Annotated in this window: 17 protein-coding genes and 1 tRNA gene; all 18 read left to right on the top strand. The window is 45.7% G+C overall.

The features are described 5' to 3' along the window. Nucleotides 1–257: 257 nt before the first annotated feature. The 18 genes from pnp (at nt 258) to BOQ04_RS07335 (ending at nt 17,863) form a co-directional block, all read left to right on the top strand. Nucleotides 258–2,426 carry a polyribonucleotide nucleotidyltransferase gene (pnp, locus tag BOQ04_RS07420; RefSeq protein ID WP_076024127.1) on the top strand — a complete coding sequence of 723 codons (2,169 nt, stop codon included), beginning with the start codon at nt 258–260 and terminating at the stop codon, nt 2,424–2,426. Nucleotides 2,427–2,458: 32 nt separating this feature from the next. Beyond that, nucleotides 2,459–3,457, top strand: a complete 999-nt coding sequence (locus BOQ04_RS07415) for an NAD(P)H-quinone oxidoreductase (protein WP_076024126.1) — start codon at nt 2,459–2,461, stop codon at nt 3,455–3,457. Between the two features lie 9 nt (nt 3,458–3,466). Beyond that, nucleotides 3,467–4,225 carry a triose-phosphate isomerase gene (gene tpiA / locus BOQ04_RS07410; RefSeq protein WP_076024125.1) on the top strand — a complete coding sequence of 253 codons (759 nt, stop codon included), beginning with the start codon at nt 3,467–3,469 and terminating at the stop codon, nt 4,223–4,225. Nucleotides 4,226–4,248: 23 nt separating this feature from the next. Then, complete coding sequence (gene secG, locus BOQ04_RS07405; protein WP_076024124.1) at nt 4,249–4,596, top strand: preprotein translocase subunit SecG; 348 nt, start codon at nt 4,249–4,251, stop codon at nt 4,594–4,596. 89 nt (nt 4,597–4,685) lie between these two features. Further along, nucleotides 4,686–4,770: transfer RNA gene (locus tag BOQ04_RS07400), tRNA-Leu, on the top strand. Nucleotides 4,771–4,870: 100 nt separating this feature from the next. Further along, complete coding sequence (locus BOQ04_RS07395; protein WP_076024123.1) at nt 4,871–5,230, top strand: NADH-quinone oxidoreductase subunit A; 360 nt, start codon at nt 4,871–4,873, stop codon at nt 5,228–5,230. Between the two features lie 5 nt (nt 5,231–5,235). After that, entirely contained in the window at nt 5,236–5,718 is a 483-nt protein-coding gene (locus BOQ04_RS07390; protein WP_076024122.1) for a NuoB/complex I 20 kDa subunit family protein, read from the top strand. Between the two features lies 1 nt (nt 5,719). Next, nucleotides 5,720–6,319, top strand: a complete 600-nt coding sequence (locus BOQ04_RS07385; protein ID WP_076024121.1) for an NADH-quinone oxidoreductase subunit C — start codon at nt 5,720–5,722, stop codon at nt 6,317–6,319. Nucleotides 6,320–6,322: 3 nt separating this feature from the next. Continuing rightward, nucleotides 6,323–7,576 carry an NADH-quinone oxidoreductase subunit D gene (locus BOQ04_RS07380; RefSeq protein ID WP_076024120.1) on the top strand — a complete coding sequence of 418 codons (1,254 nt, stop codon included), beginning with the start codon at nt 6,323–6,325 and terminating at the stop codon, nt 7,574–7,576. Between the two features lie 23 nt (nt 7,577–7,599). Beyond that, nucleotides 7,600–8,106, top strand: a complete 507-nt coding sequence (gene nuoE, locus BOQ04_RS07375) for an NADH-quinone oxidoreductase subunit NuoE (protein ID WP_076024119.1) — start codon at nt 7,600–7,602, stop codon at nt 8,104–8,106. Further along, nucleotides 8,103–9,401 (top strand): NADH-quinone oxidoreductase subunit NuoF, encoded by a 1,299-nt coding sequence (gene nuoF / locus BOQ04_RS07370; RefSeq protein ID WP_076024118.1) that lies wholly within the window; start codon nt 8,103–8,105, stop codon nt 9,399–9,401. The genes nuoE and nuoF overlap by 4 nt, the downstream gene beginning before the upstream one ends. A 33-nt stretch (nt 9,402–9,434) precedes the next feature. Continuing rightward, nucleotides 9,435–11,753 (top strand): NADH-quinone oxidoreductase subunit NuoG, encoded by a 2,319-nt coding sequence (gene nuoG, locus BOQ04_RS07365; protein WP_076024117.1) that lies wholly within the window; start codon nt 9,435–9,437, stop codon nt 11,751–11,753. Between the two features lie 8 nt (nt 11,754–11,761). After that, nucleotides 11,762–12,835: an NADH-quinone oxidoreductase subunit NuoH gene (gene nuoH, locus BOQ04_RS07360; protein WP_076024116.1), complete on the top strand. Its 1,074-nt coding sequence runs from the start codon at nt 11,762–11,764 to the stop codon at nt 12,833–12,835. Nucleotides 12,836–12,846: 11 nt separating this feature from the next. Beyond that, nucleotides 12,847–13,338 (top strand): NADH-quinone oxidoreductase subunit NuoI, encoded by a 492-nt coding sequence (gene nuoI, locus BOQ04_RS07355; RefSeq protein WP_076024115.1) that lies wholly within the window; start codon nt 12,847–12,849, stop codon nt 13,336–13,338. 21 nt (nt 13,339–13,359) lie between these two features. Continuing rightward, a complete protein-coding gene (locus tag BOQ04_RS07350; RefSeq protein WP_076024114.1) occupies nt 13,360–14,007 on the top strand; it encodes an NADH-quinone oxidoreductase subunit J in 648 nt (215 codons plus the stop codon). Next, complete coding sequence (nuoK, locus tag BOQ04_RS07345) at nt 14,004–14,312, top strand: NADH-quinone oxidoreductase subunit NuoK (RefSeq protein ID WP_076024113.1); 309 nt, start codon at nt 14,004–14,006, stop codon at nt 14,310–14,312. The genes BOQ04_RS07350 and nuoK overlap by 4 nt, the downstream gene beginning before the upstream one ends. Nucleotides 14,313–14,314: 2 nt before the next feature. After that, nucleotides 14,315–16,372 carry an NADH-quinone oxidoreductase subunit L gene (gene nuoL / locus BOQ04_RS07340; RefSeq protein ID WP_076024112.1) on the top strand — a complete coding sequence of 686 codons (2,058 nt, stop codon included), beginning with the start codon at nt 14,315–14,317 and terminating at the stop codon, nt 16,370–16,372. Between the two features lie 24 nt (nt 16,373–16,396). Next, nucleotides 16,397–17,863 (top strand): NADH-quinone oxidoreductase subunit M, encoded by a 1,467-nt coding sequence (locus tag BOQ04_RS07335; RefSeq protein ID WP_076024111.1) that lies wholly within the window; start codon nt 16,397–16,399, stop codon nt 17,861–17,863. Nucleotides 17,864–17,868 lie beyond the last annotated feature (5 nt).

Genomic DNA, 17,868 nt, shown 5'->3' with positions numbered 1-17,868 from the left:
TATCGATGCCATCTATCTTAGGGTTGTTTCTTAATTGATTCAGTCTTAAGCGGGTGGCATGTTTTTTGAGCGGTTCAAGATTATTTGTGCAGGGAATCGTGTCATTCCAATGAGTTTCTGATGTAGATTCAGTGCCTCTCTGGAATGGCATCCCTTGTGATCTTTAAGCGCTCCAGTGTTTGTTGTGACACTGCTTTATCCCACAACAAGCGTGTTCTTCATGTGAAGTGCACGTGAACAATTTGGAGAAGATCAGAATGACTATGTTTAAAAAAGCAGTAAAAAGTTTTCAATGGGGTAATCATCAGGTAACAATGGAAACAGGCGAGATTGCTCGTCAAGCTGGTGGTGCCGTGATCGTTAACGTGGACGACACTGTAGTAATGGGTACTGTTGTTGCCTCTAAGTCTGCAAAGCCAGGCCAATCCTTTTTCCCATTAACAGTTGATTATTTAGAAAAAACCTACGCTGCCGGTAAGATTCCTGGCGGCTTTTTCCGCCGCGAAGGTCGCCCATCTGAAGGTGAAACATTGATCTCTCGTTTGATCGATCGTCCACTGCGCCCTTTGTTTCCAGAAGGCTTCTTAAATGAAGTGCAGGTTGTAGTGCATGTGTTGTCTATCAACCCAGATGTACCTGCAGATATTCCTGCTTTAATCGCCGCCTCCGCTGCTTTAGCGGTATCTGGCATTCCTTTTGCCGGCCCTGTTGGCGCAGCCCGTGTTGGTTATGCGAATGGCCAATACCTTTTGAATCCCACTCGTTCAGAGCAGACTACCAGTGAGCTCGATTTAATCGTTGCCGGTACTCAGGCTGCGGTATTAATGGTGGAATCAGAAGCCAATCAATTATCAGAAGAAGTCATGTTGGGCGCAGTTGTATATGGTCACGACCAAATGCAAACAGCCATCAATGCAATCAATGATTTGGTTCGTGAAGCAGGTAAGCCAGAGTGGGATTGGACAGCAGCCCCTAAGGATGAGCCATTTATCGCTAAGGTCACCGCTTTAGCTGAAGCTCCATTGCGTGAGGCGTACCAAATTCGTCAGAAGGGCGCACGCTCAGACAAGTTGAAAGAAATTAACAAAGAAGTCATGGCAAAGCTTGAAGCTGATGGCGATGTTGATGCTGTTGCTGTAAGCGATATCATTTTTGAAATCGAAGCAAAAATTGTTCGTAGCCAAATTTTGAATGGTGAGCCACGTATTGATGGTCGTGACACACGTACTGTTCGCCCAATTGAGATTCGCAATGGCGTATTGCCCCGCACTCACGGCTCAGCATTGTTTACTCGCGGTGAAACGCAGGCTCTCGTTGTTGCCACCCTTGGTACTGCACGTGATGAGCAGATCATTGATGCGCTCGAAGGTGAATACCGTGACCGCTTCATGTTCCACTACAACATGCCTCCGTTTGCTACTGGTGAAACTGGACGTGTTGGCAGCCCAAAGCGTCGTGAAATTGGTCACGGTCGCCTAGCTAAACGTGCTTTGATCCCAGTATTGCCTAGTGCGGAAGACTTTGCTTACAGTATTCGCGTTGTTTCAGAAATTACTGAATCAAATGGCTCATCATCAATGGCTTCTGTTTGTGGCGGTTGCTTGGCAATGATGGATGCTGGTGTCCCTGTTAAGGCGCACGTTGCTGGTGTAGCAATGGGCTTGATTTTGGATGGCAATCGCTTTGCTGTTTTGACCGATATCTTGGGTGATGAAGATCACTTGGGCGATATGGACTTTAAAGTAGCGGGTACAGCAAACGGTATTACCGCTTTACAAATGGATATTAAGGTTCAGGGCATTACCAAAGAAATTATGCAAGTTGCTTTGGCACAAGCCAAAGAAGGCCGTCTGCATATTTTGAGCAAAATGCAAGAAGCAATGGGTTCTGTGCGTACTGAATTGTCGGCACATGCACCGCGTATGGTTTCTTTCAAGATCCATCCAGACAAGATTCGTGAAGTCATCGGTAAGGGCGGCGCAACTATCCAAGCTTTGACCAAAGAAACTGGTTGCAGCATTGATATTAAAGATGATGGCACTGTAACAATAGCCTCAACTAGCGCAGAAGGCATGGCAGAAGCAAAAGCCCGTATTGAGGGCATCACTGCTGAAGCTGAAGTAGGTAAGATCTACGAAGGTCCGGTTGTGAAGTTGCTTGAATTCGGTGCTTTGGTAAATATTCTTCCTGGTAAAGATGGGCTCTTGCACATTTCAGAGATCTCTACTGAGCGGGTTAAGGAAGTAAAAGATTACCTGCAAGAAGGTCAAGTGGTACGCGTGAAGTTGTTGGCTGCTGATGAGCGTGGTCGTTTGCGTTTATCACTCAAGGCAGCCATGGCTGATGAGGGTGGAACAATTGAGCCTTTAGCTGCCTCCACCCAAGCAGTTGCTGAAGAAGTAGTTGCTCCTGGCGAATCTGCTTAAGTTTTAGATCGTCCAAAAACGGGAGTTTTCAGATGCGTGTGATGGAAATCAAAGAGTTTGGAGCGCCAGAGATGTTGGTGCCCAATACTCGCCCCGATCCGGTGGCTCCAGCCGCTGGAAGTGGTGAGGTTTTGATCAAAGTAATTGCAGCAGGAATTAATCGTCCTGATGTGTTGCAGCGTAAAGGCCATTATCCAGTTCCAGCTGGTGCATCTGATATTCCTGGTTTGGAGGTTGCTGGTGAAATTATTGGCGGGGATTTAGCCCATGCTGATAATGCCTTTGGCCTAAAACTAGGTGACAAGGTCTGTGCCTTAGTGCAGGGTGGTGGTTATGCAGAATTAGCAACCGCTCCTATTGCCCAATGCCTACCATATCCAACTGGATTTACGGATCAAGAAGCTGCTGCTTTACCGGAAACTTTTTATACAGTATGGAGTAATGTCTTCATGCGCGGCGAGTTGTCTGAAGGCGAAACTTTATTAGTGCAAGGTGGCTCAAGTGGCATCGGCGTAACTGCTATTTTGATTGCCAAGGCTTTGGGTCACCGGGTATTTGTTACCGCTGGTACGGATGAGAAATGTGCTGCATGTTTGGAGTTGGGTGCTGATTTAGCAATTAACTACAAGACGCAAGATTTTGTAGAAGAGATCAAAAAGGTAACCGACGGCAAAGGTGTAAATGTCATACTTGATATGGTGACTGGCGCCTACGTGCAACGTGAAATTGACTGCCTAGCTGATGATGGCCGCATTGTGATTATTGCCATCATGGGTGGCTCCAAAGCCGAAGTGAACACCGGTCAAATTTTGCGTCGTCGTTTAACCATTACTGGCTCAACTTTACGTCCAAGGCCGGTCTCATTCAAAAAGCAGATCACTGCCCAATTGTATGAATATGTTTGGCCCTTACTGAATGCTGGCAAATTAAAGCCGGTGATATATAAAACATTTGCGCTTGAGCAGGCGGCTGATGCACATCGATTGATGGAGTCTTCAGAGCATGTTGGCAAGATAGTATTGACGGTTTAATTTAGATCTATGCGACCGCTAACCATCATTGGCAACTGGAAACTCAACGGCAACTTGGCTAGCAATGAAGTTTGGGTGAAAGCTGTATGCCAGGGCATGGAAAAGGGGATGCCTGCGGGTCGTAAGTATGCTGTTTGCGCTCCCTTTCCGTATCTGTCTCAATGTGATCAGTTGATTAAGCAGTGCTCCTTGGCTTTCTTGAGGTTGGGTGCTCAGGACGTGTCAGCCCATTTGTCTGGGGCCTACACAGGCGAAGTGAGTGCGCAGATGCTCAAGGAGTTGGGTTGTGCTTATGTCATAGTTGGCCATTCAGAGCGCCGTCAAATGCACCATGAAACGGATGAGTTGATTGCTGAAAAAGCACTCCAGGCACTAGATCAAGGTATTACGCCAATCATCTGCGTAGGTGAATCAGCTGATGAGCGTAATTCTGGCAGGGAAGTGGAAGTCGTGCGCGGGCAAATCGCAAAGCAAGTTTCTGTTTTACAAGACAGGCTGGCTGATTGTTTGATTGCTTACGAGCCAATTTGGGCTATTGGGACTGGCAAAGTCGCCAGCGCTCAAGTGGCGCAAGATATGCATCGCGCGATTCGTTTGCAACTGGCAGAATTTGATGAAGACGTCGCTTCACATGTTGGTATTTTGTACGGCGGAAGTGTTAAGCCTGATAATGCCGTTGAACTTTTTGCAATGCCTGATATTGATGGTGGATTGATAGGGGGTGCATCACTAAATCCCCAGGATTTTCTAGCCATCTGTCAGGCCTAATTATTTTTAATTGGAGATAAGCCATGGAATGGTTTAAGACTTTGTTGATCGTATTACAAGTAATTTCTGCCTTGGGAGTAATTTTGTTGGTATTGCTCCAACAGGGTAAGGGCGCTGATATGGGTGCAGCTTTTGGTTCTGGCGCATCTGGCAGCTTATTTGGCGCTAGTGGATCTGCTAATTTTCTTTCGCATACAACCGCTATTTTTGCAGCCATCTTCTTTATTTGTACTTTGGGAATTACCTGGATTGGCAATAAAAAGGAAGTTAGCCCAGGAATTTTATCTGGAACAGTTGCCCCATCAGCAACGCCAGCGGCTGCTCCGCCCGCACCAGTTCAGGATCCGAGCAAGCCTGCGGTTCCAAAGTAAGTTATTGAATGATTTAAGAGCAATTTTTTAGTCGCATTTTTGGACTTTTTGCTTGTGCAATGCAGTAGAATTGATACGTTTTATAAGATGCCGACGTGGTGAAATTGGTAGACACGCTATCTTGAGGGGGTAGTGGCTTAGGCTGTGCGAGTTCGAGTCTCGCCGTCGGCACCAATAAAATGCACATATTGCATTTGAAGTTGCATGAAGGATGTAGGAATTGTTGATAATTTAAAGTGTTTAAGATTTACCAGACGAATAACTCAGGGCTATTTTGAATCTCGCTAATTACTTTCCTGTTCTGCTTTTTATCCTCGTAGGTATTGGGGTTGGTTTAGTACCCATGTTCCTCGGAAAAGTGTTGGCTCCTTCGAAGCCAGATGCTGAAAAACTCTCCCCATATGAGTGTGGCTTTGAGGCCTTTGAAGATGCTCGTATGAAATTTGATGTGCGTTACTACTTAATCGCCATCCTCTTTATTTTGTTTGATCTTGAAACCGCATTTCTATTTCCTTGGGGTGTTGCCCTTCGTGATATTGGATGGCTCGGCTACGCCTCTATGGTGATTTTCCTGTTGGAATTCATTGTGGGATTTGTATATATCTGGAAAAAGGGCGCTCTCGACTGGGAGTGATAGATATGGCATTAGAAGGCGTTCTCAAAGAAGGTTTTGTAACAACTACCGCGGATCAGTTGATTAACTGGACCCGTAACGGTTCCCTCTGGCCGATGACCTTTGGGTTGGCCTGTTGTGCCGTTGAGATGATGCACGCAGGCGCATCACGGTACGACCTGGATCGTTTTGGTGTGGTTTTCCGCCCATCTCCACGTCAATCTGACTTAATGATTGTTGCTGGTACCCTCACCAATAAAATGGCTCCTGCATTACGCAAGGTCTACGACCAGATGCCAGAGCCTCGTTGGGTAATCTCCATGGGATCTTGTGCTAACGGTGGTGGTTACTACCATAACTCCTATTCAGTAGTGCGCGGTTGCGACCGGATTGTGCCAGTAGATATTTATGTTCCCGGTTGTCCTCCTACTGCAGAAGCATTGATCTACGGCATTATTCAATTGCAATCAAAGATCGCTCGTACTAGTACTATTGCGCGGAAGGCTTGAGATGTCTGAACGTTTGAATCAACTTGCTGCCAATATCGATAAAGTTCTCGGTAAAAGAGTGCAATCAATCGAAATTGCACTTGATGAAGTGACTGTGATTGTCAACGCCGAAACATACTATGAGTCAGCTCTGCTTTTGCGTGATGACCCATTGTTGGCATTTGAGCAACTCATTGATCTTTGTGGTGTTGATTACCAAGATTTTCGAGAAGGGAAACACACTGGCAAGCGCTTTGGTGTGGTAGCCCATCTATTATCGCTGGCTCACAATTGGCGTTTACGGGTACACGTGTTTGCTCCCGATGATAGCTATCCTGTCGTAGCTTCGATTACTCCAGTATGGAATAGCGCCAACTGGTTCGAGCGTGAAGCATTTGACCTCTATGGCATTTTGTTTGATGGTCATGATGATTTGCGTCGCATACTCACTGACTATGGATTTATCGGCCATCCTTTCCGTAAAGATTTTCCAATTTCCGGCAACGTCGAAATGCGTTATGACCCAGAGTTAAAGCGTGTTGTTTATCAACCCGTCACGATTGAACCGCGTGAGATCACTCCGCGTATCGTTCGGGAAGAGCAGTATGGAGGTTCGGTTTAAGCCATGGCGGAAATTAAGAACTACACACTCAATTTTGGACCTCAACATCCTGCGGCTCACGGCGTTTTACGTCTAGTACTAGAGCTTGATGGTGAAGTGATTCAGCGTGCTGACCCACATATTGGTTTATTGCATCGTGCTACTGAAAAATTAGCCGAGACTCGTACATGGATTCAAAACGTTCCATATATGGATCGTTTGGACTATGTATCCATGATGTCGAACGAGCATGCTTACGTTTTAGCGATTGAAAAATTGCTGCAAGTGGATGTCCCTTTGCGTGCACAGTACATTCGAGTGATGTTTGATGAGTTAACTCGCTTGCTCAATCACTTGTTATGGATTGGCTGTCATGGTCTCGATGTCGGTGCAATGGCTGTTTTCCTCTACGCATTTCGTGACCGCGAAGATATTTTTGATATGTATGAAGCCGTTTCTGGGGCCCGTATGCACGCAGCGTACTATCGTCCTGGCGGTGTGTATCGCGACTTGCCGGAGAAGATGGCTCAGTACTCTAAATCGAAAATTCGCAGCGCATCAGCTATCAAGCGTTTAAATGAAAACCGCAGTGGGTCCTTGCTTGATTTCATTGAAGAATTCTCTAGTCGCTTTGATGCCAATGTGGATGAATATTGCAATCTGTTAACTGATAACCGAATTTGGAAGCAGCGTTTGGTAGGTATTGGCGTTGTCACTCCTGAGCGTGCATTGCAGTTGGGTTTCACTGGGCCAATGCTACGTGGTTCGGGTATTGAATGGGATTTGCGTAAGAAGCAGCCCTATGAGACTTATGACAAATTGGAATTTGATATTCCTGTCGGTGTGAATGGCGACTCCTACGATCGTTATTTGATTCGCATGGAAGAGATGTATCAATCTAACCGGATTATTAAACAGTGCGTTGCTTGGCTAAAAGCAAATCCTGGTCCGGTGATGAGCGATAACCATAAGGTTGCCCCTCCTAAACGGGTTGATATGAAGACCAATATGGAAGAGTTGATTCATCACTTCAAACTCTTTACTGAGGGTTTGCATGTTCCTGATGGTGAAGCCTATTCAGCGGTAGAGCACCCTAAAGGTGAGTTCGGGATTTATCTCATTTCCGATGGTGCTAACAAACCATATCGCATGAAGATTCGCGCACCTGGATTTGTGCATCTCTCCGCAATGGATGAAATGTCTAGAGGGCATATGCTTGCTGACGCTGTAACTATTATTGGTACCCAAGATATTGTTTTCGGGGAGATTGACCGCTAATTTTGCGGGCCAAGGATTATTTAATGACAACAACTCTTCATCTATCCGAAAAGACCTTAGCTGATATTGCGCGTAATATTGCTAAATATCCCCCAGAGCAGAAGCAATCTGCGGTGATGGCTTCATTGATTGCAGCGCAAACTGAAGTGGGTTGGGTCTCGCCCGAGGTGATTGAAACAGTTGCCGACATTCTTGAAATGCCGACGATAGCAGTTGAAGAGGTAGCCACTTTTTACAACATGTATGACACCAAGCCAGTTGGTAAGTACAAGTTAGTTATTTGTACCAATCTACCATGCCAATTAACGCATGGCGAAACCGCCGCTAACCACCTCAAAGAGACCCTTGGTATTGGCTTTAATGAAACCACCCCCTGTGGCACATTCACCCTCAAAGAAGGTGAATGTATGGGAGCTTGCGGCGATTCCCCAGTGATGCTGGTTAATAACAAGCGGATGTGTAGCTTCATGAGTAAAGAAAAGATTGACGCACTCTTAAATGAGTTACGTGCAGAAGGGAAAGCAGTATGACTAGCTTGCACGATCGTCATATCAAGCCATTAATTCTTGCTGGGTTAAATGGCGATAACTGGCGTTTAAAAGATTATGAAAATCGTGGTGGTTATCAGCAATTGCGTCGCATCATTAATGACAAGCTTGCTCCTGATGCCATCATTGCGGAGCTGAAAGCTTCATCATTACGCGGTCGTGGAGGCGCAGGGTTTCCAACTGGACTGAAGTGGAGTTTTATGCCACGCCAGTTTCCTGGCCAAAAATACTTAGTCTGTAATAGTGATGAAGGTGAGCCAGGCACGTTTAAAGATCGTGACATCATGCGTTACAACCCGCATGCTCTGATTGAAGGCATGATTATTGGTGCCTACACCATGGGTATTGGTACGGGTTATAACTATATTCACGGAGAAATCTGGGAAACCTACGCCCGCTTCGAAGAGGCTTTGGAAGAGGCTCGCACAGCTGGTTATTTAGGCGATCAGATCTTGGGAAGTGATTTCAATTTCCAATTACACGCTGCTCCTGGCTGGGGCGCCTATATTTGCGGTGAAGAAACTGCTTTGCTTGAATCCTTAGAAGGTAAAAAAGGTCAGCCTCGCTTCAAACCACCTTTCCCTGCAAGCTTTGGTTTGTACGGCAAACCAACAACCATCAACAACACTGAGACTTTTGCAGCCGTGCCCTTCATCATGGCTATAGGCGGCCAAGCGTACCTCGAATTGGGTAAGCCCAATAACGGTGGCACAAAGATTTTCTCTGTGTCAGGTGATGTTGTTCATCCAGGCAATTACGAGATTCCCTTGGGCACGCCATTTTCCGAGCTATTGAAGCTTGCTGGCGGTATGCGTGATGGCAGAGCTTTAAAGGCTGTTATACCTGGCGGCTCATCCGCTCCTGTTGTTCCTGGTGCACAAATGATGGATTTAACAATGGACTACGACAGCATTGCTAAAGCTGGTTCGATGTTGGGTTCTGGTGCGGTGATCGTGATGAACGATACACGTTGCATGGTACGTGCTTTACTTCGCCTATCTTATTTCTATCATGAAGAGTCCTGTGGACAGTGCACGCCATGTCGTGAGGGTACCGGCTGGTTATGGCGAATTGTTAATCGCATTGAGCATGGCCAGGGTCGTCCAGAGGATTTAGATTTGCTAAATGATGTTGCAGCAAATATCCAGGGCCGTACCATTTGCGCCCTAGGTGATGCTGCTGCAATGCCTGTAAGAGGGATGTTGAAGCATTACATGGATGAATTTGCGTACCACGTAGAACACAAGCGCTGCTTAGATTCTGCGCAACCTTTATAAAAGATATTGAGCACGGGACTTCATAAAGTGAGCATGGTTGAAATCGAATTAGATGGCAAGGCAGTAGAGGTTCCTCAAGGTTCGATGGTGATGCACGCCGCGAACAAAATTGGTACTTACATTCCCCATTTCTGCTACCACAAGAAATTATCAATTGCAGCTAATTGCCGTATGTGCCTTGTTGAGGTTGAAAAAGCACCTAAACCATTGCCGGCCTGCGCAACACCTGTTACACAGGGCATGAAAGTGTTTACGCATTCTGCCAAAGCAGTTGAAGCGCAACGCTCTGTAATGGAGTTCTTACTTATTAATCACCCATTAGATTGCCCAATTTGCGATCAAGGTGGCGAATGTCAACTGCAAGATTTGGCTGTTGGTTACGGCAAGTCTAACTCGCGTTACGACGAAGAGAAGCGCGTTGTTTTCCATAAGAATGTAGGGCCCCTAATCTCGATGCAAGAGATGTCACGTTGTATTCATTGCACCCGCTGCGTTCGCTTTGGCCAGGAAGTGGCTGGCGTAATGGAGTTGGGCATGATTAATCGCGGCGAACATTCCGAGATTACAACCTTTGTTGGTCAAACGGTTGACTCAGAGCTTTCTGGAAACATGATCGATATATGCCCAGTCGGCGCTTTGACGAGCAAACCATTCCGTTATGCAGCGCGAACCTGGGAGTTGGCACGTAAGCGCTCAGTAAGTCCTCATGATAGTTTGGGTGCGAACACTACTGTTCAAACTAAAGCAAATAAAGTGATGCGTGTCGTTGCTCTTGAGAATGAAGCTATCAATGAATGCTGGATTAGCGATCGCGATCGTTTCTCATACGAAGGTTTGAATTCTGCTGAACGGGTCACTACACCAATGGTGAAGCAGGGTGGTCAATGGTTGGAGACCGATTGGGAGTCTGCGCTGGACTATGTGGCGCGTTCAATTAAATCCATTTCTGCCGAGAGTGGTCCCGATGCAATTGCTGCCTTGGCTCACCCGATATCCAGCACAGAAGAATTGCATTTATTGCAAAAAATAATTCGTGGACTGGGTTCATCTCAAATCGAAACTCGCTTGCGCCAAACGGATGTTGCTGGTGCACCCAAAGCTCCCTGGCTTGGTTTGCCTGTGAGTAAATTAAGTGAGTTGGATCGCGCCTTGATAATCGGTAGCTTCTTGCGCAAAGATCAACCTGTTTTAGCTGCGCGTATTCGTACTGCAACTAAACGTGGCCTCCTGGTATCCCGCATTGATGCTGGTGGTGATGACTGGCTCATCCCAGCGGTTGAAAGTATCTCTGCGGCGCCAAGCGCCTGGCTCAATGCCTTGAGTGAGGTAGCCTTGGCTGTCGCCAAAGCTAAATCAAGTAGCGTCCCTGCTGGCACATTTAACTTGCCAGTTTCAGCTGCGGCCCAAGCAATTGCGGATAGCTTGATCTCCGGTGCTACTACTGCAGTGCTTTTGGGGTCTGCCGCGCAAGCGCACCCCCATAGCACCGACTTAACCGTCTTGGCTCAATTTATTGCTGAACAAACAGGCGCTACTCTAGGTTTCTTGCCGGTTGGCGGCAATGCCGTTGGCGCTTCCCTAGTTAATGCAAATGGTGCGGGCGTTCAATCCGTTTTATCCGGTGATCGTCGCGCTGTATTGCTAATGAATTTGGATCCTTTAGCTGATTTGCCTAATCCAATTCAGGCACGCACTGCTTTAGCTAACACAAACACGGTTATTGCATTGACTGCATATAAGAGTGCTGATATTTTAGAGACGGCAGATGTGATTTTGCCCATTACAACTTTTACTGAAACTGTCGCAACTTATATTAACGCTGAGGGCAGGGCGCAAACGATTCAACCTGCTGTTAAGCCCCTGGGCGACTCTAGGCCGGCCTGGAAGGTGTTGCGTGTCCTTGGTGGTTTATTGGAGCTTGATGGCTTCTTGCTCAATACACCAGAAGAAATATTAGATGAGGCATTAAGCGAGACTTATTGCAATCTTCTCAGTAACCAAGCTCAGGTCAGTCATTTATCAAACGGTAACTTGGCTCCGTTAAATGGGCTGGAGCGTGTTGCTGATGTCAACATTTATGCTGTCGATCAAATCGTACGTCGCGCTGGAGCGTTGCAGTCAACCCATGATGCAAAGCGAGGTAACCAAGTTGGTTTGAACCAGTTTCTGTTTAACTCCCTTGGCCTGACAGAAGGTGATCTCGTATCGATTGAGCAAGAGGGTAAAACTGTGATCATGCCTGCAACTTTGGAGGCGGCTTTGGCGCCCAATGCAGTGCGCATCTCTGCTGGCACTTCATTTAGCTCCCAGTTGGGACCGATGTTTGGCCCTGTGACGGTAACTAAAGTTTAGGAGGTGGGATGGATAATTTCTTAAACCTCATTAATACAAATGGCGAAGCTATTTTCGGTTCGCTTTGGCCAGCGATTTGGGCTTTAGTGCGTATTGTCATTATTGTATTGCCTATGTTTGGTTGCGTTGCATACCTTACCCTCTGGGAAAGAAAGCTGATTGGCTGGATGCACATTCGTCTTGGACCAAATCGCGTAGGACCTTTGGGTCTTTTGCAGCCGATTGCAGATGCATTAAAGCTCTTGATGAAGGAGATTATTTCTCCAGCTAAAGCAAGTAAGGTTTTGTATTTCATTGCACCAGTCATGGTGATCATGCCGGCTTTTGCAGCATGGGCTGTGATTCCGTTTCAGGCCAAGATGGTATTGGCTGATGTTAACGCTGGCCTGCTTTATGTCATGGCAATTTCATCTATTGGTGTTTATGGTGTGATTTTGGCGGGCTGGTCTTCCAATTCAAAATATCCATTTCTGGGTGCAATGCGCGCATCAGCTCAAATGATTTCTTATGAAATTGCAATGGGTTTTGCTTTGGTCACCGTTCTTCTTACATCCGGTACCTTGAATTTGAGCGCTATTGTGATTTCACAGAATCATGGTTATTTTGCCAATATGGGTCTCAATTTCCTCTCTTGGAATTGGTTGCCCTTGTTGCCAATGTTCCTCATTTACTTTATCTCTGGCGTCGCAGAAACCAACCGTCATCCTTTTGACGTAGTTGAAGGGGAGTCTGAGATTGTTGCTGGTCACATGGTTGAGTATTCAGGCATGTCGTTTGCTATGTTCTTTTTGGCTGAATACGCCAATATGATTTTGATTGCAGCTCTGGCTTCAATCATGTTTTTAGGTGGTTGGTTGCCGATTGTAGATCTCCCAATCTTGCGTGATATTCCAGGATTCTTTTGGCTGTTTGCAAAGACATTCTTCCTCTTATCTTGCGTAATTTGGCTGCGAGCCACTCTTCCTCGCTATCGTTACGACCAAATTATGCGTTTGGGATGGAAGATCTTTATTCCAATTTCTGTATTTTGGGTAGTTGTTATTGGTGCTTGGGTTGTTTCACCATGGAATATTTGGAAATAAGCTGATCAATTATGTTTAAAAAAATCCAACAATTCCTCGACAGTTTGATGCTCAAAGATATTTTGACTGGTATGTCTATTACCGGTCGTTATCTCTTTAAGCCAAAGATCACCATTCAATACCCTGAAGAGAAGACTCCTCTCTCACCTCGTTTTCGCGGTTTGCATGCATTACGTCGCTACGAGAGTGGCGAAGAGCGTTGCATTGGTTGCAAGCTATGTGAAGCAGTTTGTCCGGCATATGCGATTACGATTGAAACGGCCGAACGTGATGATGGTACACGTCGCACCAGCCGCTACGATATTGATTTAACAAAATGTATTTTTTGCGGCTTTTGTGAAGAAGCTTGTCCAGTTGATGCTATCGTGGAAACCAATATCTTTGAATATTTTGGCGACAAGCGGGGAGATTTGTATTTCACTAAAGAGATGTTGTTGGCTGTTGGCGATCGCTATGAAAAAGACATTGCTGCAAATCGTGCTGCCGATGCTCCTTACCGTTAATCGAATTTAGCGAACACTGATATGACATTCGATCCATCCACTATTTTTGCTTTCTTCTTTTATGCCTTTGCAGGCCTTTTAGTATTGTCTGCCGTTCGCGTTATTACAGCGCGCAACCCGGTCCATGCAGCACTCTTCTTAGTTTTGGCCTTCTTCTGTGCATCTGGTTTATGGATGCTATTAAAGGCGGAGTTTTTGAGTCTGGCACTCATATTGGTTTATGTTGGCGCCGTCATGGTGCTCTTCTTGTTTGTAGTGATGATGTTGGATTTGGATATCGAGCATCTGCGTCGTGACTTCAAAAAATTCCTTCCCCTGGCCTTTTTAATGGGCGTTGTTATTGTCCTTGAGTTGTCGATTGTTTTGATACGCAGCTTCATAGGCACGAATACGCCGGTTCAAGCTTTACCACCCGAGGTTTCAGCAAACAACACACTTGCATTAGGTAAGCTCATTTTTGTGGACTATGTCTATGCATTTGAAGTTGCTGGCGTCATTTTGCTTGTGGCAATCATTGCTGCTGTGGCCTTGACGCTTCGTAACCGCAAGGACTCCAAATCGCAAAATATCGCGCAACAAGTGAGTGTGAATGCTGCCGATCGTATGCGTATCGTACAAATGGACTCAGATATGGCGGCCAAGCAAGATGTTAGAGGAGAGAGAAAATGAATATCACCCTCGCGCATTACTTAGTGCTCAGCGCAATCTTGTTTGCGACCAGCGTGATTGGTATCTTCTTAAATCGTAAGAATGTAATTGTTCTGTTGATGGCAATCGAACTCATGCTTCTCTCGGTAAATATGAATTTCATAGCCTTTTCTCATTATTTGGGTGACATGGCTGGTCAGGTTTTCGTATTCTTTATTTTGACCGTGGCTGCTGCTGAGGCAGCGATCGGCTTGGCAATTCTGGTTGTCCTATTCCGTAAGGTAGACACCATTAACGCTGATGACCTTGACCACCTAAAAGGCTAGTCATGAATTTGACCTTAACACTCCCCATCCTCTGCGCTATACCGCTGGCCCCTTTATTTGGCTCCGCTATTGCTGGATTTTTTGGAACCAAATTGGGTGGAAATCGCATTGGACATGGTGCCTGTCAGTTTGTAACTATCCTGGGCGTAACAATCGCTTTCGTTCTTTCTTGCAATGTTTTAGTGCAAGTGATGGATGGTTTTTACTTCAATGGCACTGTGTATCGCTGGATGCAATTGGGGGAATTAAATCTCGATATTGGGTTCTTAATTGATCCCTTAACAGCCACGATGATGTGTGTAGTTACCTTTGTATCTTTGATGGTTCACATTTACACCATTGGATATATGCAGGGTGAAGAGGGCTATAACCGCTTTTTCTCCTACATTTCTTTATTTACCTTTGCGATGTTGATGCTGGTGATGAGCAATAATCTATTGCAACTCTTCTTTGGCTGGGAAGCAGTCGGCGTAGTTTCTTATCTCTTAATTGGTTTCTATTTCGAGCGTCAGTCTGCTGTTTTTGCCAATATGAAAGCGTTCTTAGTCAATCGCGTAGGCGATTTTGGCTTCATCCTGGGTATTGGCTTGTTATTGGCAAGTACTGGTTCTATGAACTACGACGTGATCTTTGCGCAAAACAATGCATTGGCAGCACAGTTACTGCCGGGAACAAGTTGGAATTTACTTACAGTTGCTTGTATCTGCTTGTTTATTGGCGCGATGGGTAAATCTGCGCAATTTCCATTACATGTATGGCTGCCCGATTCTATGGAGGGTCCGACTCCTATATCCGCTTTAATTCATGCTGCAACAATGGTTACCGCAGGTATCTTTATGGTGGCTCGTATGTCACCAATTTTCGAGCTTTCAGATACTGCATTAAGTTTTATCTTGGTGATCGGCTCCATTACTGCTCTCTTTATGGGCTTTTTGGGTATTGTCCAAAACGATATCAAGCGCGTGGTTGCATACTCTACCTTGTCACAATTGGGTTATATGACGGTGGCCTTGGGTGTCTCGGCATATCCTGTTGCAATCTTTCATTTAATGACGCACGCCTTCTTTAAGGCACTCCTATTTCTTGCGGCAGGAAGCGTTATTCTAGGTATGCATCACGAGCAAGATATGCGTAAGATGGGTGGCTTGTGGAAATACATGCCTATCACTTGCTTAATGATGTTGCTAGGCAATCTGGCTCTTATCGGCACACCATTCTTCTCGGGCTTCTATTCAAAAGACTCCATCATCGAAGCTGTTGCTGCTAGCCACATTCCAGGATCTGGATTTGCATACTTTGCTGTGATGGCCAGTGTTTATGTGACGGCGCTGTATTCATTCCGTCTGTATTTTTATGTATTTCATGGAAAAGCACGTTGGGGTCATGCCGATGCTCATTCGCACGATCATCATGAGCATGCAGTGCAGGGTGATGATCATGCCCATCATGGATTAGGTCCAGGACAAAAACCACACGAGTCTCCTTTTGTGGTGACTCTACCTTTGGTATTGCTTGCCATTCCATCGGTGATCATTGGTTTTTACGCTATCGAACCGCTATTATTTGGTACTTATTTTGGCGACTCTATATTTGTAGATATCAGCAGACATCCCGCTATGGTTAAGCTTGCCGAGGAGTTTCATGGGCCAGTTGAAATGGCATTGCATGCTTTTACTTCTCCTGTTTTGCTTCTGGTTGTATTGGGTGTTTTATCTGCTGCAATCGGCTATCTTTGGATGCCAAAATTACCAGGCAAAGTTGCAGAAGCTTTCGCTCCCCTGAAAAAGCTCTTGGATAACAAGTATTACTTAGATGATTTAAACCAAGCAATCTTCGCTAAAGGTCTTTTGTGGATAGGTCGCTTCTTGTGGCATCGTGGCGATCAACAAGTTATCGACGGTTTTGTAGTTAACGGCAGTGCGCATGCAGTAGGGCGCTTTGCTGGTGTGATTCGTCATTTGCAATCCGGTTATCTATATCACTATGCCTTCGCTATGATTGCGGGCTTAGCGTTATTGCTAGCCTGGGTTTTGTACGCTTACCTGCCTTTTGTTCGCTAGGCCTTTGTTACCTAAGTAGCCATCATGATTCTCTCTTACGCCATCTGGATTCCGATTTTCTTTGGACTCATTATTTTGTTTTATGGGTCAGAAAAGCCGTCTGCGGGCGTCCGCTGGTTGGCGCTGTTTGGGGCCATCCTCGGATTTGTTGCGACTTTACCTTTAGTCATTCACTTTGACCTTGCCAATACTGGCATGCAATTTGTTGAAAATGTCCGCTGGATCCCTCGTTATGACATCAATTACCACTTGGGTATCGATGGCATATCAGTCTGGTTCATTGTGCTCACGGCTTTCATTAATATTTTTGTTGTGATAGCCGCTTGGGAAGTGATTGATACCAAGGTATCCCAATACATGGCTTCGTTCATGATCCTTTCCGGTCTGATGATTGGCGTGTTTGCTGCGCTCGATGCATTGTTGTTCTATGTTTTCTTTGAGGCAACCTTGATACCGATGTACATCATTATTGGTGTGTGGGGTGGCCATAATCGCATCTATGCAGCATTTAAATTCTTTTTGTATACGTTGTTGGGTTCCTTGCTGACTTTGGTTGCAATGCTATACCTCTATAACGTGACTAATACTTTTGATATTGCAGCTTGGCAAAATGCACGTCTAGACATTGTTGAACAAGTTTTATTGTTCTTCGCATTCTTCATGGCCTTTGCTGTCAAGGTACCGATGTGGCCTTTGCATACTTGGTTGCCAGATGTCCACGTAGAGGCACCTACTGGCGGCTCCGTAGTATTGGCTGCCATCATGTTAAAACTTGGTGCTTATGGCTTTCTGCGTTTTTCCTTGCCAATTGCCCCTGACGCAAGCCAATACCTTGGACCCTTCGTTATTTTCCTATCTTTAGTGGCAGTCATTTATGTAGGTGCCGTAGCTTTAGTGCAAAAAGATATGAAAAAGCTAGTAGCTTACTCATCTGTAGCGCATATGGGTTTTGTCACTCTTGGGTTCTTCCTCTTTAGTCCTTTGGGCATTGAAGGCGGTATTGTCCAGATGATTTCTCATGGCTTTGTTGCTGGTGCCATGTTCTTATCGATTGGTGTTTTATATGATCGCATGCATACAAGGCAGATAGCCGATTATGGTGGCGTAGTGCATCGTATGCCTGCCTTTACTGCCTTTGCTGTATTAATGGCTATGGCGAACTGTGGATTACCGGCTACATCAGGTTTCGTTGGTGAGTTTATGGTTATCTTGGCCGCAGTTGATTACGATTTTGTGATCGGTATCTTGGCCGCCACAGCTTTAATACTTGGGGCCGCTTACTCTTTATGGATGGTCAAGCGAGTATTTTTTGGTGCTGTGGGCAATCAGCACGTAGAAGAGCTAAAAGATCTCAATGGCCGCGAGTACTTCATGATGGCAGTTCTTACTATTTGCGTAATTGGCATGGGCATTTATCCCAAGCCATTTACTGACATCATTCATCCGGCTGTAATTAATCTGCTGCAGCATGTTGCTGTTAGCAAACTCTGAGTAAA

Origin of the sequence: Polynucleobacter sphagniphilus, assembly GCF_001953355.1 — a bacterium.
GTDB classification, from domain to species: Bacteria; Pseudomonadota; Gammaproteobacteria; order Burkholderiales; family Burkholderiaceae; genus Polynucleobacter; species Polynucleobacter sphagniphilus.
The sequence above is the reverse complement of the archived record's forward strand: the minus strand, read 5'-3'. Positions and strand labels throughout refer to the sequence as shown.